This window comes from Streptomyces sp. NPDC048415 (assembly GCF_040651675.1).
Taxonomy (GTDB): domain Bacteria; phylum Actinomycetota; class Actinomycetes; order Streptomycetales; family Streptomycetaceae; genus Streptomyces.
Map to the genome: position 1 here is coordinate 1 of NZ_JBEZKJ010000034.1, position 12,372 is coordinate 12,372.

15 protein-coding genes and 2 pseudogenes are annotated in these 12,372 nt (G+C 68.1%); 8 read left to right on the plus strand and 9 right to left on the minus strand.

Annotation, left to right across the window (positions count from 1 at the left end):
* Nucleotides 1-121: 121 nt before the first annotated feature.
* Both AB0D27_RS22340 and AB0D27_RS22345 read right to left on the minus strand, forming a co-directional pair.
* Nucleotides 122-745 carry a DUF5753 domain-containing protein gene (locus tag AB0D27_RS22340; RefSeq protein WP_362511447.1) on the minus strand — a complete coding sequence of 208 codons (624 nt, stop codon included), beginning with the start codon at nt 743-745 and terminating at the stop codon, nt 122-124.
* Between the two features lie 16 nt (nt 746-761).
* Nucleotides 762-893 carry a hypothetical protein gene (locus tag AB0D27_RS22345; protein WP_362511450.1) on the minus strand — a complete coding sequence of 44 codons (132 nt, stop codon included), beginning with the start codon at nt 891-893 and terminating at the stop codon, nt 762-764.
* A gap of 1,092 nt (nt 894-1,985) precedes the next feature.
* On the opposite strand from AB0D27_RS22345, the gene AB0D27_RS22350 reads away from it, so the two are divergent.
* The 3 genes from AB0D27_RS22350 to AB0D27_RS22360 are packed head-to-tail and all read left to right on the plus strand — an operon-like array spanning nt 1,986 to nt 3,588.
* Nucleotides 1,986-2,237: a hypothetical protein gene (locus tag AB0D27_RS22350; protein WP_362511453.1), complete on the plus strand. Its 252-nt coding sequence runs from the start codon at nt 1,986-1,988 to the stop codon at nt 2,235-2,237.
* Nucleotides 2,212-2,727, plus strand: a complete 516-nt coding sequence (locus AB0D27_RS22355) for a DUF6879 family protein (protein ID WP_362511455.1) — start codon at nt 2,212-2,214, stop codon at nt 2,725-2,727. Before AB0D27_RS22350 ends, AB0D27_RS22355 begins: the two co-directional genes overlap by 26 nt.
* A gap of 6 nt (nt 2,728-2,733) precedes the next feature.
* A complete protein-coding gene (locus tag AB0D27_RS22360) occupies nt 2,734-3,588 on the plus strand; it encodes a helix-turn-helix transcriptional regulator (protein ID WP_362511458.1) in 855 nt (284 codons plus the stop codon).
* A gap of 708 nt (nt 3,589-4,296) precedes the next feature.
* On the opposite strand, the gene AB0D27_RS22365 is transcribed toward AB0D27_RS22360, so the two are convergent.
* Entirely contained in the window at nt 4,297-4,704 is a 408-nt protein-coding gene (locus tag AB0D27_RS22365; RefSeq protein ID WP_362511461.1) for a hypothetical protein, read from the minus strand.
* A 217-nt stretch (nt 4,705-4,921) separates the two neighbouring features.
* On the opposite strand from AB0D27_RS22365, the gene AB0D27_RS22370 reads away from it, so the two are divergent.
* The gene (locus AB0D27_RS22370; RefSeq protein WP_229703532.1) at nt 4,922-5,131 is read left to right on the plus strand and encodes a hypothetical protein; all 210 of its coding nucleotides are present in this window, start codon (nt 4,922-4,924) and stop codon (nt 5,129-5,131) included.
* A gap of 509 nt (nt 5,132-5,640) precedes the next feature.
* Here AB0D27_RS22370 and AB0D27_RS22375 read toward each other — a convergent pair.
* The 3 genes from AB0D27_RS22375 to AB0D27_RS22385 all read right to left on the minus strand — a co-directional run bounded on the left by AB0D27_RS22375 (nt 5,641) and on the right by AB0D27_RS22385 (nt 7,633).
* On the minus strand, nt 5,641-6,384 hold the full coding sequence (locus AB0D27_RS22375; protein WP_362511463.1) for a VWA domain-containing protein: 744 nt from the start codon (nt 6,382-6,384) through the stop codon (nt 5,641-5,643).
* A 15-nt stretch (nt 6,385-6,399) separates the two neighbouring features.
* Nucleotides 6,400-6,804, minus strand: a complete 405-nt coding sequence (locus AB0D27_RS22380; RefSeq protein WP_362511466.1) for a transposase — start codon at nt 6,802-6,804, stop codon at nt 6,400-6,402.
* 271 nt (nt 6,805-7,075) lie between these two features.
* The gene (locus AB0D27_RS22385; protein ID WP_362511468.1) at nt 7,076-7,633 is read right to left on the minus strand and encodes a helix-turn-helix domain-containing protein; all 558 of its coding nucleotides are present in this window, start codon (nt 7,631-7,633) and stop codon (nt 7,076-7,078) included.
* A 120-nt stretch (nt 7,634-7,753) separates the two neighbouring features.
* Between AB0D27_RS22385 and AB0D27_RS22390 the strand changes: the two genes are divergently transcribed.
* Together AB0D27_RS22390 and AB0D27_RS22395 are read left to right on the plus strand one after the other, a co-directional pair.
* Nucleotides 7,754-8,629, plus strand: a complete 876-nt coding sequence (locus tag AB0D27_RS22390) for an SDR family NAD(P)-dependent oxidoreductase (RefSeq protein ID WP_362511471.1) — start codon at nt 7,754-7,756, stop codon at nt 8,627-8,629.
* The gene (locus tag AB0D27_RS22395; protein ID WP_362511474.1) at nt 8,626-9,057 is read left to right on the plus strand and encodes a nuclear transport factor 2 family protein; all 432 of its coding nucleotides are present in this window, start codon (nt 8,626-8,628) and stop codon (nt 9,055-9,057) included. The genes AB0D27_RS22390 and AB0D27_RS22395 overlap by 4 nt, the downstream gene beginning before the upstream one ends.
* 153 nt (nt 9,058-9,210) lie before the next feature.
* Here AB0D27_RS22395 and AB0D27_RS22400 read toward each other — a convergent pair whose 3' ends face one another.
* The 3 genes and pseudogenes from AB0D27_RS22400 to AB0D27_RS22410 all read right to left on the minus strand — a co-directional run bounded on the left by AB0D27_RS22400 (nt 9,211) and on the right by AB0D27_RS22410 (nt 10,074).
* Entirely contained in the window at nt 9,211-9,420 is a 210-nt protein-coding gene (locus AB0D27_RS22400; RefSeq protein WP_362511651.1) for a hypothetical protein, read from the minus strand.
* 32 nt (nt 9,421-9,452) lie between these two features.
* A pseudogene (locus tag AB0D27_RS22405) lies at nt 9,453-9,707 on the minus strand (VOC family protein); the annotation flags it as partial.
* 202 nt (nt 9,708-9,909) lie between these two features.
* Nucleotides 9,910-10,074, minus strand: a complete 165-nt coding sequence (locus tag AB0D27_RS22410) for a hypothetical protein (protein ID WP_362511477.1) — start codon at nt 10,072-10,074, stop codon at nt 9,910-9,912.
* A 96-nt stretch (nt 10,075-10,170) separates the two neighbouring features.
* Here AB0D27_RS22410 and AB0D27_RS22415 point away from each other — a divergent pair.
* A pseudogene (locus AB0D27_RS22415) lies at nt 10,171-10,752 on the plus strand (cytochrome P450); the annotation flags it as partial.
* A gap of 397 nt (nt 10,753-11,149) precedes the next feature.
* On the plus strand, nt 11,150-12,304 hold the full coding sequence (locus tag AB0D27_RS22420; RefSeq protein WP_362511479.1) for a Gfo/Idh/MocA family oxidoreductase: 1,155 nt from the start codon (nt 11,150-11,152) through the stop codon (nt 12,302-12,304).
* The last annotated feature ends 68 nt before the right edge of the window (nt 12,305-12,372 follow it).

A 12,372-nucleotide genomic window follows, 5' to 3' on the forward strand; every position in this document is an offset into this window, starting at 1 on the left:
AGGCCCTGCTGCCATGCGCCGGCCCTCACGCGATCACCCGATCAGGAACCCTGTTCGACCAGACCAGCCCCGTGATCGATAAGCGGATGGCGTCTGAGAGCCGCGTCCTCTTCCACGGTCCTCACGCGGGGAGCCTGTCACGCTCGGCAAGGATCAGGTTCCGCGCCGCCTGGCCATAAACGGCGACGGTCTTCAGGAGCTCGAAGGTGCGCACGTGGACAGCGATTTCGCCAGAGTCGGTGATCTGGATCAGCGTCGATGCGGTCTCGATGTCGACGAGCATGCGGTCGAACACGGTGAACGTTGTGGGCGGCGGACACGGCATCAGCGCACGAGCCGGGACGACCCCCAGGGTGAGCCCGTCGCGGTCCATCACATCGGCCAGATAGTCGAGTTGGCCGCGCATCACGTCGGTGCCGCCGATGTTGGTGCGCAGGGCCTGCTCGCCCAGGAGCAGGTGGCTGGTGCGGCCGTCCTTGCCCATCAGCGCACCCCGCGCCGTACGGGTTGACACGGCTTCCTCGATGGTGTCGTGGCTGCCGCCGTGGACGTCGGCGACCACGGTCAGCATGGCGCGGGCATACGCGGGCGTCTGGAGGTTTCCCCAGATGACGTCGGCGCAGTAGTGCATGCCCTCGCGGGTCTGCCGGTAGCGGTCCAGGTACGTGCGCTGAACGGCGTCGAGGCCGTTGTCGAGAAGCTGCTTCCACGGAGTGTTCGGTTGCTGGGCAAGCTGGTCCGTCATGGGCGGGGATCCTCTCTCAGGGCTGGCGGCTGAGCAGGACGGTCAAGGGCCGACGGGCATCAGGGATCGGTTCAGCTGCCTTGAGGATCTCGGGCCCACCGAGCCGGCACAACTGGTAGTCGTACCGGACCTCGTTGTCGGTGACCAAGGCGACTATTGGGGCTTCGTGGAACGACGCACGCAGCCCACACCGCTTACGTAGACGCCGGCTACGCCGCTGAATCGGTGAGGTCGTATGGATGGTGATGAGACTCGCTGCTGTGACCGGGGGTGCGCGCGCCAGTGACAGCCAGCGGTCACGGCCGTTCGGGTCTGCTGGCAGAGGGTGTCGAATCAGTGGACGTGCTCACGTTGCGGATTCTGGCTACGGCGGCTGTCGCGAGCATGCTCCTGTTTACGGTGCGCGGCATCCTGGACCAGCTTCCCGAAGTTGCCGCCTGGCACAGGGCCAGGCTAGCGATGCGAGATCGGGAGCCGGACAGCGATGAGCAGTAGCCCGCCGCTCTGCCGGTCCGGTCGAGCCGCCGGCGCTCGCGCCTCTTGCCCGAGCTGTCCGTGAACTCACTGTGCCGTGACCACCGCCGGCTCGAGACGGGCCAGGGCTAGGTGCGTGCGGCGCGATATGCCCTCCACAGCCTTTCGGCCTCCGCACAGCGCCTCTCTCCGTGTCCGCAGTCGTCACACACGGCGGAGTGGCTGATGTAGGCGCGGTACGCGGTCTGCATGCGGTTGAATGTGCCGCTGTCTGCGACTGTCTGCATGTGGCCGGATGCGCTTCCCGCGTCGCGCCACTCCTGCCTGAAGCCGCTCATGACGCGCCTTCCCCATGGGGGTGGTTGCGGATCTCGACGCTGCAGTCCGTCGCGCGGGACAGGTCGGCGTCGTCCACGGCCTGGGCCCGCTGCCGGGCGAGGGCGCCGCAGACGCCGCAGCCCTGCGCCAGCGCCGGCGGAGCGAGAGGTAATTCGAGTGTGACGGGTGGATCCATGGTCGTCATTCAGTGCCTCCACTGGCGTAGGTCTGCCCCGGCGCCGACATGCGGCGCGCGGGAGCAGAGTGGTGGGCCGGTCGCTTCTGACGACGCTAGGAACCAGAGCACTGCACCCGCTACGGAGTTGCACCGAATTACACAGGAGTTGAGAGTGCAGCTCGTGGCCAGTACCCGCCCTTGACTTCGTAATCCGGGGGCGTGACGGTGGTGTAAATCGCTGCAACCCACTAGCGCGGGAGGCACGCCGCCATGAATATTCAGTTCGTCGGGATCGACCCCGACACGGATGACGACGGATGCCCAACGGTATGGGTCGACACGGACACATCAGATCTGCTGATCCAGAGCTACAAAGCCGACGACGAGTCGACCGCACGGTGCGACGCACTGTCTCCGGCCCGTGCTCCGATCCCGCCTGCAGAGACGGTCATCAGGATCCCCAAGCGGATGATTCCGATCATCAGGAAGGCGTGCGATGAGCTCGATCCCGGAGTTCGGTGAACTCCTCGCCGGTGCCAAGCGGTCGGCGGTCCATCTGGAGATGCGGGACAGCTACTACAGCAACCCGCGCTTCGAGGCATGGAAGCAGGGACATCGCACCGACTGGGACGACCGAGCCTCCTGGTGGCGGTCCTTCCACCAGCAGATCGCCGATGCCGTCGAGCGAGGCGTACTCATTCGCCGGGCCCGGATCATCTCGGAGCCCGTGAGTGAGTACATCCGCTGGGAGCACTACGTCACCCGCGCCAACGTGGAGGCCGGTGAGCTGGTGCGGTGGCTGCCCCGGCACCGCACGGCGGATCTTCTCGTGCCCGGCTGCGACTTCTGGATCTTTGACGACCGGCTGATCCGCGTGCACCACTTCTCCGGCGACGGGGACTGGGAGGGCAAAGAGCTGCGCGAGGATGCCGGCATCGTGCAGATGTCCTCTGCTGCGTTCGAGAAGATCTGGGAGCGCGGCACCCCGCACGACGAGTACGAGGTCAAGTAACCCGACATGCCCCCCTTCCCCACGTCCAGCGTGCAGGAAGCACGCGCAGCTCTCGCCGCACGCCTGCGGGAGATGCGCTTGGACGCAGGCATCACCGGCTCGGAACTCGCGAAGCGCTGCGGATGGTCCGTGGCCAAGTCGTCCCGCATCGAGAATGCCCACACCGCGCCGTCGGACGCGGACATACGGGCCTGGTGCACGGCCTGTGACGCGGACGGGCAGGCGGCGGACCTGGTCGCGGCCAACCGGCAGGCCGACTCCCTGTACGTCCACTGGAGGCGGCTCCAGCGCACCGGGCTGAAGAACCTTCAGGAGGCGTCTACGCCCCTGTACGAGCGCACCCGCCAGTTCCGTGTGTACGCCTCCCACGTGATTCCGGGCTATCTGCAGACAACCGGCTACGCCACGGCTCTCATGGGCACCATCGCGGGTTTCCGTGGAACCCCCGACGACGTGAGCCAGGCAGTCGAGGCACGCATGCGGCGCTCACGTGTCGTCCATGAAGGCGACCACCGATTCGCGACGCTCCTCGAGGAGAACGTCCTCCACCACCGCGTTGGGGACACGGAGGTGATGGCCGGCCAGCTGGGCAATCTGCTTTCCTCCATGGCGCTGCCGTCCGTGTCGCTGGGGGTCATCCCCGCCCAGGTGCCGCGGGAACAGATCATGTGGCCGCTGGAACAATTCACGGTCTTCGACGATGTTCGAGTCAACGTGGAGCTGCTTGCCGCAAAGGTGACCGTTACGGCCCCGGGCGAACTGGACATCTACCTGCGCGCGTTCGCCAGGCTCACGGAGCTTGCCGTCTACGGCGCCAACGCGCGCGCCTTGATCGTGAAGGCCATCGACGCATTGAGCTGACCCCGGACACGACGAACGCCCCGCCCTCCCGAAGGACGGCGGGGCCGCTTCGCGTCGGTCTCCGCCTACGAGCGCGCCAAAAGTAGACGGAACCGCTCGTGCCGGGCGACGACGTGCATCCGGCGCCCCAAAACGAGCGTGAACAGACTCCCTCAGGGCTCGCAGGCCAGCGCTGCGACACCGTGGATGACCCAAATCGCTGACAGCGGCATAAAGACGCCGGACACAGCACGTCAAAGAAACGAGCGGCCGGGTCGGCGTGCCCAGGTGCCTGTGCCGACCGTGCACCGCGTGACGGTTGCCGTCAACTGCTGCGGTCCCCGCCGCATCAGCACGTCGTGGCTGAGGGGCGCGAGGTCAGCCATCGGCGGCCCGAGGTCTGCGGCTCGCCCCGCGAAGGTCGCTGCTGCGCCCGTCCCACAACCAGAGCGAACGCGCCTTCGCCAACGGCCTGCGCCACGCTCACTCCTACTGGCGCAACCACCAGCACCTCGACGTCCCAGCACGTCGAGCGGGACCGCGGCAGCGCCTTCCGTCTGGGGGAGTGGATCTCCGACAAGAGGCTGCGGCCCTACCGCCTGAGCCGTGAACGGCTCGATGCACTCGAAGCGCTCGACATGCGTTGGAAGACCGGCGGCATGACCCAGCCATGCGGCCGACACGGCTTCCTCTCGCGCGCGAGGATGACGGGATCTTACGGCGGGGGCATCAGCCTCGGCCGGGCCGCTCCCGCACCGAACCGTGAACGATCAGGATTCGATGTTCGGACCATCGACTGTGGCAGCCGTCGCATACGGACTTGCGCCACCCGTAGGGCGCGTCGCCGCGGGTACGGACGCCGCCGGGTGCGCCGCAGAACTCACAGGTACGCATCGATTCCGCTTCCGCGGCGGCAACCAGGGCATGCAGCGCGGGGCGGTCGATGCCCTCAGCCTCCACCTGGACCCGCAGACCACCGAACTTCTCCTTGAGGCCGGTGAGCGCATAGCCGGGGGCAAGGCCGCACAACTGCTGATGCAGACGAGTCAGCAACTGATGCCAGCCCGGCCCCACCACATGCATCCGCGCGGGAATCTGTACCAGGTGCGTACCAGGGGCAGCGGGGGAGTCAGACATTCCCTCATCCTCACGCACAGCACAGCACGACCCGGCACTGACGCGGACACCGGTAGCAGCCGCCCCGACAGCGCCGCCGAATGAGTACCTGACAAGAGCGCGAATCGAGCCGTTGTGGGCATCTTTGCTGCCACCCGTAGGCGACCGGCTACTGGGACGTGACTTGTGCGAGCTACACCTTGACGAGGGCTGTTCGGGGAGGCGGGAGGGGCTGTTCATGCTCACCATCAATGTGGCGGTGCTCCTGGCGGTCATCATCGTCTTCCGGCTGGGCCGCCGGACCGAGGCGCGAAGCCGCAATGACGAGAAGCTGACCGTGCTCATCGTCTTGGTGTTCGGCGTGCTCGTTGCTCCGACGGCGTTCGGGCAGGGGATTCTGGACGCCGTGGGGCAGCTGGCGTCCGGGATCAGCGAGTCGGGCCGCTGAGTCTGATTGCTGGCTACCCTGCAGCCGAAGAGCAGGAGCCGGTTCGTCGAGGCTCTTGCGAACGGAGAGCCCCCCATCATGCCGGTGCAGTCGGGGCCAGGCTGTCGGCGCGGAGAGCGCCGGTGTCGCTGACCTGGCCGCAGCGCTGGGGGAGTTCGTCCCGGAATTGCTTCTCGTACACGCCGATGTCCGTGGGAGCGCTGCGGGCTGCGTGAGCACGGAGGACCTCCACCCCAGCCGTCCGGCAGGTCAGCGGGAGCAGTCCGCAGTCCCGCTCATCGTCGCCACCGCGGTCTGTCCACCTGCGGCCCTGTCACTGTGCTGCGGTGCGGCGCGGCGTGGTCATTCCGGACGGTCTGCACGACCAGCTCTCCTCGTGCTGACGCGTTTCTGCATGCCGGGCGTGGGACCGGTGAAGCGGCCCTGCCGTCCGGCAGGCCTGGAACGAGGTGCCAACTTGCCCCCGGAGGACGGCGGCAGTGCCTGGGCAGGTTCTGGCCGGGGTGTTGCTACACGATCCCTGCGCTGCGGGCGGCGGTCAGCCAGAGGGGGAATTCCTGCAGCAGCCGGTCGAAGAGGACGTCGTCGCCGACGGTCAGCGGGGTGCGTCCGGCGTGGAAGAAGCCGGCGTTGTCGACGACGCGGCGGTCGGGGACGGCGAGGGTGTCGAGCCTGCGAAGGAACGCGAACTCGTTGTCGTCGGGGTCGCCGAAGCCGATGAACTGCCAGAACAGGGGCAGACGGGCGGCTTTGCACAGGTAGCGTTCAGCGGCGGGCCTGCTGGTCGGGCCTCCGTCCGTCTGGAAGATCACCAGGGCGGGGGCGTCGCTTTCGGAGTCGAGGTAGTGGTCGATGACCTCGTCCATCGCCCAGTGGTAGTTCGTGCGCCCCATGTGCCCGAGGTTCTCGTGCAGCTTGCCGATGCGGCCGCGGTGCCCGCCGAGATTGAGGTCGGTGGAGCCGTCGACATCGGTGGAGAAGAAGACCACCGGGACGGTCCCGTCGTCGTCGAGGTGGGCGGACAGCGTCAGTACCTGCTCCGCGAGATGCTGCATGGTGCCGTCCGCATAGTAGGGCCGCATGGAGCGTGAGCGGTCCAGAACGAGATACACCGCCGCCCGTACCCCTTCCAGTCCGTGGTTGCGGACGCTGGAGCCCGCCGTCTTGTAGAGGCTGACCAGGTCCGGGGCCCGTTCCAGCACCTTGGACAGACCGATGGCGGAGGAGCGCTCACCGCGGTTCGTCTCGATCACCCCTACACAGTGCTCTCAAGGCGCAGCCCGGATCCCGGCTTTGCCGACTTCGTTTCCCTCTCGGCACTTTCTGATACCGGCGGGCCGGCAGCGCCGGTTGAGCAAGCAGCGGGTGCAGTGCAGCTCTCTCGCACGGCTCGACCGGCGCGGGCGGCTGGTAGCCGTCGTGCTGTCCGCGTCGCATCCGGCGGGGAAGCCAGATGCGACGCGGAGTTCGGCATCTCGCGGGTGCCGGGTGCCGGGTGCTATCCTGGTGCGGACCGCGTCCGCCGCCGCACGGTCGGACAGGTTCTCCGCGAACTGCAGCACCGACACCAGCGCGAGCTGCCCCGGCGACAGTCCCGGCCTGCCGTCGTGCGGGTACAAACCGGCGAACTCCTCGTCCTCGAACAGGACATCCAACCGGTCCCGGATGAGCATTGCCGGGGTGCCCTTTGGACACGCCGCCCGCGCCGTCCGCACCGTCCGTACTGGGATTCGCTGGTGACTCTCCGGCCGCAGCGACACCGCGACCACCCCCACCGCCCCGCTCCCACCAGACAAGCACCCACCGGACCAGGTGTCAGCACCGGGCCAACATCACCAACAGAGTCATGCCGTTGCTTTACAAACCGTGTTGAATGGCTGGTCCCGGCTGCTCCCGTTGAAGTACTGATCCCGATCCGCGCAGGGCCCCGGCTCAGGCCCGGCGTCAGGCCCGCAACCCCTGGGTCACGATGTCGAGGAAGGGCGCCTGCGCGCTTCCCGTCGCGGCGTCCTTGGGGAGGGCGGCGACCAGGGCGAGGGCCTGCTCGGCCGTGATGTCGGTCCGTACGAGATCCAACTCGCGTGCACGGTCGAGGAGTTCGGCGAAGGCTGCCCGCATGGGGCGGCAGGCGCCGGCAAGCGGGGATGTGCCGACGAGACCGGCGCCGACGTGGTCACTGGCGCCGCGGTAGCGGGCGAGGCTCTCGTCATAGAGGCGCAGCCAGGCGACGATGCCGCCCCAGACGGGCCCCTCGGCCAGCAGACGGCGGGCCTCGGCGGCGAGGTGGGCGGCCTGTTCCTCCATGAGGGCGCCGAGGAGGTGCTGGCGGCTCGGGAAGTGCCGGTAGAGGGTGCCGCGGCCGACGCCCGCTTCCTGTGCGACCTCTTCCATCGGTACCTCCACACCGCGGCGGGCGAACACGCGCCCCCCCGCCGCGAGCAGTGCCGAGCGGTTGCGCACGGCATCCGCGCGCCGGGCCGAGGTGTGGGGGGCTGCATTCATGGGGCGACTCTATTTGACAACCGGACATGGTGTCCATATCGTCGAAACAGGTAAACGGACAGCTTGTCCGATTACTGTTTTCGCAGTTCACCATCGCTTGTCACCGTGAGGAGGCATGCCGTGACGCGATCCGGCAAGGAAGCCGTCGCCGTGGTCACCGGCGCCAGCAGAGGTGCGGGGAAGGGTATTGCCGAGGCGCTCGGCGACACCGGGGCCACGGTCTATGTGACCGGGCGTTCGCAGAGCAGCGGGGACTCGCCGTACGGCGGGTCCGTGCGCGAGACCGCCGAGGAAGTCACCCGGGCAGGCGGCACCGGCATCCCCGTCGTCGTCGACCACGCGGACGACGCCGCTGTCGCGGAGTTGTTCGCGCGGGTGCGATCCGAGCATGGACGGCTCGACATCCTGGTGAACAACGCCGCGATGGTCGCCGCCCCGGCTCCCGGCGGCTTCTGGGAGCGCCCGCTGTCCACCGCCGACCCGCTGACCGTCGGCCTGCGCTCGCACTACGTCGCCGCCTGGCACGCCGCACCGCTGCTCATCGCAGGCGGCCGCGGCCTGATCGTCAACACCGGTCACTACGGCGCCGTCTCGTACCACCAGGGCCCCGCGTACGGCGCACAGAAGGCCGGAGCCGACAAGATGGCCGCCGACATGGCGAAGGAGCTGTACCCGTACGATGTCGCCGCGCTGTCGATCTGGATGGGCAGCCTCGACACCGAACGCGCCCGCGCCCATCTGCAGTCGCTGACACTGACGCAGGAGCAACGCGCCGCGCTCCCACCACGCGAGTCGCCCTACTTCACCGGGCGCGTGATCGCGGCGCTCTACGCGTCCGACGAGTTGATGGCTTTCTCGGGGCGCACGGTCATAGGCGCCGAACTCGGCGCGTACCTCGACGTCACCGACGTCGACGGCAGCCGCCCCCGCTCCCGGCGCCATGTCCTCGGCGGCCCGCCGGAGCCCCACCTGAGCCTACGACCGGAGGCGTCGTGACACGTCAACCAGCAAGCGCCACCGACCACTTTGCCCTGACGCAACTCCTCACCGAGACCGCGTGGCGCATCGACCACGGCCGCGCGGACACCGTATGGGAGCTGTTCACCGAGGACGGTGAGATGTGCCTCGGCGGAACGGCACTGCGCGGCCGGGACGCGATCCGTAGGTGGGGCGCCGAACGCCCCGCCGCGCGGACGCGGCACGTTCACAACAACACCCGCTTCACACTTACCGGCGACGACACGGCCGAGGGTGTGTGCGTCCTGACCGTGTACATGGACGACGGCAGGGGCGGCACCACGCCGTTCGCCGTCACCGAGGAGACCGGCCGCTACGTGGGGACCGAGGACGGCTGGCGATTCGCCTCCAGGGTCACGGACGTGTTGTTCGGTGGGCCGAACGTCCCGGTGGGTCAAGGGAGTTGAATCATGAGCAGGATCTGCCACATTGGCCTTGCAGTACCCGACCTGAAGCAGACGATGGCCGAGTTCGGCCCCCTCTTCGAGCCGGCCTGGACCGCTGCCAGCGGCCGGGCCGGATAGCGTCGGGCGTCCAGGAGGCTGGTGACCAGGCGATACTCACCCGCAGTGGGGCCTGACCGTGTCTTTGAGCTGGTAGGCCAGGACACGGACGTCGACTGGGTCACGCTTGGCGGGGTCGGTGTTGGCATGGATGGAGGAGAGCCACGATCCGTCACGCAGATTTTTGCGGACCGGCAGAACGCGGTTGGCGGGCACCCTCCACAGCAGGTCGGCCCCGGTGGCGGTGAAAGCGGCTGCTTCCTGCACGGCTGGTGGTGTACTTCGAGTTGAGGCTGGCGCCGGACCATCGCGATGTCACAGCGGACGCCCTCGAGTCCGGTGCACTGGTCGGCGAAGAGACCCTCGACCTCCGCCCTGCCCTCCAGCTCCATACCGAGTTCCACGAAGAACGCGACGGCGGCATCCATGTCCTCGACGAGGATGCCGACGTTGTCCATCCGCTGAATCGCCATGCTGGTCTCTCCTTCCTCCTCGTGCGGCCGGTGGTGGCCGCTGATGTCCCTGGGACGGAGCTGGTGGCACGTTCTCGACATCCGCAGACCGCCGAACTCCGAAAGAACTTCCGTCACCGTGACACTTTCTCGGAACGGCAACTCCCGCCCCACTTCACGCACCCCCTCTGACCTGGCCTTCCGAGGGGTCCCGTCGCATGAGATCTTGTCGGTGTCTCATGAGACGTTCTCGGATCTGCGCATCAGGGACAACGTCAAGTGAGACGGGCCCTATACCAGTTCCTCAGCGGTCCGAGCGCTGGACCGCGCTGTCCGCCGAGACCGCCCAGAAGCGCAGGAACAGCGCGAGCACCCCGATCAGGACCGTCCACAGTGCTCCCCAGACCAGGTCGCCCCTGGTTCCACCATCCTGGGCTTGGCCGAGGGGGCCCAGGCTTCCGTAGGCCATGGCGCCCAGTGCCCCGTCCGGAGAAAGAGACAGGGAGCTCAAGGCGACGCAGGGAGAGGCTTGGGATGCGGCTCGTCGTGGACCTCACCCGCTCACATGCTGTCTGCGTTCGTCAACGACCCCAACCCGACCGGAGGACTCACCCGCGAGGAACCGGCGGCCACCGCAGTGCTGCTGCTCGTTGCCGGACACGAAGCCACGGTCAATCTGATCACCAACGGCGTACTCACCCTGCTGCGCCACCCCGACCAACATATGCCCCTGCGCCGCGAACCCGACCTGCTCCCCGGCACAGTGGAAGAACTGCTGCGCTACGAGCCCCCGGTCCATTTGCTGGACCGCACGCCCCTCGCCCACGTCGACGTCGCGGGCACGACCATCCCCAAGGGCGTACCCGTGGTACTCGCGCTGGCCTCGGCCAACCGTGACCCCAAGCGGTTCCGCGACCCCGACCGGTTCGACTCCAGCCGCCGGGACAACCAGCACCTCGGATTCGGCAGCGGCATCCACATCTGCTACGGCGCACCCCTCGCCCGGGTCGAAGCCCAGATCGCCCTGGGAGCACTCCTTCCCCATCTCGCCACCGCAACCCTGGTCGAAGACCCTCCCCCCTACCGGCACAGCGCCGTGCTGCGCGGCCCCCGGCACCTTCTCATCGAGCTGGCCCCGTCGCCGTAGAGGCAATGAACCGCCTCGCCGTGGCGATGGAACCGAGGTGGCACGCGGAACGGAGCTGCTCAGTCGCGGGCGCGCTGGTAGACGGTAGCCAGATCTCGCTGACGGTGGCGAAGCAGGCGATCGCGTGCCGGAGCATGTGGGCCCCGGTCTCCTGTCCCTGCCCCAGGATGCAAAGTAGAGCAGCGCCGGTCGTTCGTTCGGTTGTTCCTCGGCCGGTTCGGAGCGCCGACGAGCCGCAGGGCAGGGCGCGGCGGAGCGAACTCGCCGAGTGAGGTGCCGCTATAACGAACGGCAAGCCAATCGGCATGTAGCTGACCGGGTTGCTCAGACCGTGTCCTCCATGGCTATGGGCCGTTTTGAGGTGAGAGAGCAGGTGACCGTGAACGCTGGGGTGCACATGACGTCCACTTCCCCTCATCGGGAGCCGATCCGCGTCGGTGTCGTAGGTCTGAGCGCGAGCGGCGGGTGGGCGGCCACCGCCCATGTGCCGGCGCTGACCGGACTCGACGGATACGAGTTGCGGGCCCTGAGCGCCAGCAGCGCCGAATCAGCGCGTGCGGCCGGCGAGAAGTATGCGGTGCCGCTGGCCTTCGGCAGCGCGGAGGAGCTGGCCCGCAGTGAGGAAGTCGATCTCGTGGTGGTGACGGTGAAGGTTCCTCATCACCTGGAGCTCATCCGACCCGCGCTGGAAGCGGGGAAGATGGTGTTGAGCGAGTGGCCGCTCGGTGTCGACCTCGCGCAGGCCGAGGAGCTGGCCGACCTCGCGCATCGCAGGGGTGTGCTGACGGCTGTCGGCCTGCAGGCGCGGTCGGCTCCGCCGCTTCGGTATCTGCGGGACCTGGTCGCCGAGGGCTACGTGGGGCGGGTGCTGTCGACCAGCATGCTCGGGTCGGGCTGGATCGGGGGCGCCACTTACCACGACAACTATGCGTACGTGCTGGACGTCACGAGCGGCGCCACGCTGCTGTCGATCCCCTTCGGGCACTCGGTCGACGCGCTGGCCATGGTGCTCGGGGAGTTCCGCGAGGTGTCGGCTCTCATCGAGAATCTGCGCCCGGAGGTCACCCACGTCACGAGCGGGGTGGTCGCGGCCAAGACTGCAGAGGACCAGATCGCCGTCACTGGTGTGCTGGAGTCGGGGGCCGTGGCCGCGATGCACTTCCGCGGTGGGACGTCCCGCGCCACCGCGTTTCATTGGGAGATCAACGGCACGGAGGGCGATCTCGTCGTCAAGGCCAATCAGGCTCAGTGGTGGTACGGGGGGCTGCGGCTCAACGGCGCCCGGGGAGAGGACGGCACGTTGGCCGAGCTGCCGGTTCCCGCCCGCTATCAGCGGTCGCTGACGCAATGGACCGAGCGATCCACCGAGCCCGCCTGCAACGTCGCCCACGAGTACGCGCTTCTGCGCGAACAGATCACCGGGAACCTTGCGCCAGATGAGGACGGCGTTCCCGACTTCCGGCACGCCGTCCGGCGACACCGCATGCTGGAGCGGATCCGAGAGGCGGCGCGCGCGGGCCGGAAGGTCACACTCGCAGAGCAAGGCTCGTAGGCCCCGAAGTGAATCAGGTCGGGAGCTCGACCGTTTCGCCCTCGGCGAGGATGACCACGGTTCCGGTC

Coding starts and splice junctions, on each gene's coding strand:
- AB0D27_RS22365 (WP_362511461.1), bottom strand. CDS start 4,704: ATGTCTGACTCCCCCGCTGCCCCTGGTACGCACCTGGTACAGATTCCC.
- AB0D27_RS22350 (WP_362511453.1), top strand. CDS start 1,986: ATGAATATTCAGTTCGTCGGGATCGACCCCGACACGGATGACGACGGA.
- AB0D27_RS22355 (WP_362511455.1), top strand. CDS start 2,212: ATGAGCTCGATCCCGGAGTTCGGTGAACTCCTCGCCGGTGCCAAGCGG.
- AB0D27_RS22385 (WP_362511468.1), bottom strand. CDS start 7,633: ATGAATGCAGCCCCCCACACCTCGGCCCGGCGCGCGGATGCCGTGCGC.
- AB0D27_RS22360 (WP_362511458.1), top strand. CDS start 2,734: ATGCCCCCCTTCCCCACGTCCAGCGTGCAGGAAGCACGCGCAGCTCTC.
- AB0D27_RS22340 (WP_362511447.1), bottom strand. CDS start 745: ATGACGGACCAGCTTGCCCAGCAACCGAACACTCCGTGGAAGCAGCTT.
- AB0D27_RS22420 (WP_362511479.1), top strand. CDS start 11,150: ATGACGTCCACTTCCCCTCATCGGGAGCCGATCCGCGTCGGTGTCGTA.
- AB0D27_RS22410 (WP_362511477.1), bottom strand. CDS start 10,074: ATGGCCTACGGAAGCCTGGGCCCCCTCGGCCAAGCCCAGGATGGTGGA.
- AB0D27_RS22370 (WP_229703532.1), top strand. CDS start 4,922: ATGCTCACCATCAATGTGGCGGTGCTCCTGGCGGTCATCATCGTCTTC.
- AB0D27_RS22380 (WP_362511466.1), bottom strand. CDS start 6,804: ATGCTCATCCGGGACCGGTTGGATGTCCTGTTCGAGGACGAGGAGTTC.